Origin of the sequence: Streptomyces sp. ActVer (assembly GCF_027270795.1) — a bacterium.
Lineage (GTDB): Bacteria > Actinomycetota > Actinomycetes > Streptomycetales > Streptomycetaceae > Streptomyces > Streptomyces umbrinus_A.
This window is the reverse complement of record NZ_JAPWHT010000932.1, coordinates 1-1,080: the sequence shown is the minus strand read 5'-3', so window position 1 is coordinate 1,080 and position 1,080 is coordinate 1. Positions and strand designations below refer to the sequence as shown.

Annotated in this window: 1 protein-coding gene and 1 pseudogene; both read left to right on the top strand. The window is 69.6% G+C overall.

Going from position 1 to position 1,080, the window contains the following annotated elements; translation table 11 throughout:
* Window positions 1-651 (top strand): N-acetylmuramoyl-L-alanine amidase (locus tag O3Q52_RS53430; RefSeq protein WP_269655593.1); only part of this gene is annotated, 651 nt, incomplete at its 5' end.
* A 129-nt stretch (window positions 652-780) separates the two neighbouring features.
* Window positions 781-1,080: pseudogene (locus O3Q52_RS53425) on the top strand (ArsR family transcriptional regulator); the annotation flags it as partial.

Below are 1,080 nucleotides of genomic sequence, written 5' to 3'. Positions count from 1 at the left end.
GTGCCCCGCCCGCCCGCTGCCGCTGCCGCCTCCGCCGCGTACACGTTGCGCTCGCGCGCGGCCTGGGGCGCGGACGAGAGCCTGCGCTACGCAGCCGACGGCACGGAGATCTGGCCGCCCGAGTACTACCCGGTCCAGACCCTCACCGTGCACCACACCGACGACGGGAGCACCGATCCTGACCCGGCCGCGGTGGTCCGCGCGATCCACCGCAACGACACCGTCGGCAAGGGCTACGGCGACATCGGCTACAACTTCCTGATCGACAGGAACGGCCTTGTGTACGAAGGGCGTTGGTCCGGCACAGACGGCACGCCCGCGCACGACGCGTCGGGGCGGCTCGTCACCGGCGCGCACGTCCAGGGATACAACAGCGGAAACATCGGGATCGCCCTTCTGGGGACGCTGACCACCACGCCCCCGACCACCGCCGCACGCACCGCGCTCATCCAGCTCCTCGCCGAACTGGCCGAGCGCCATTCGATCGCCCCCCTGGGGAAGGTGTCCTACCTCAATCCGGTGAGCGGAGCCGCCCGCGTCGCGCCTGCCATCGGCGGTCACCAGCACTGGGCTGCCACCGACTGCCCGGGTACGGTCCTCGCAGACATGCCCGCCATACGCACAGAGGTGGCCGCCCTGATCCAGGGCTGACAGTTCGGGCGTACACGGCACTGACCCCGCTGTGTGCGCACGAAGGATGATCCGTTCCAGTCATTGTCTTCACGAGGGCCGGCGCGGCATTGTCTGCCGCACCGGGCAGGAATCACGCATGGGGGGACCGTGCTGCGTATCCACTTCACGTCGGAGGATCTCATCCGGACGCGGCTCGCCTGCCGCCCCGACCCCTTATGGGAGATCGCCGCCAGTCTGCACAGGTTGCAGTCCCAGCTCGGGCGCTGGGCCCACGCCGCCTGGTACCGCGACGCCCGCGCTGCCATCTCCGCACAGCAACTGGGCTCCGTCGTACGCACGTTACTGTTTCCGCTGTTCCCCCGCGCGACGTACTTCCCCGACTTCCTCACCCCGGCCGAGGCGAGTCATGGTCTGAAGAGCGGGCTGGACGCCATCCTCGACACACCG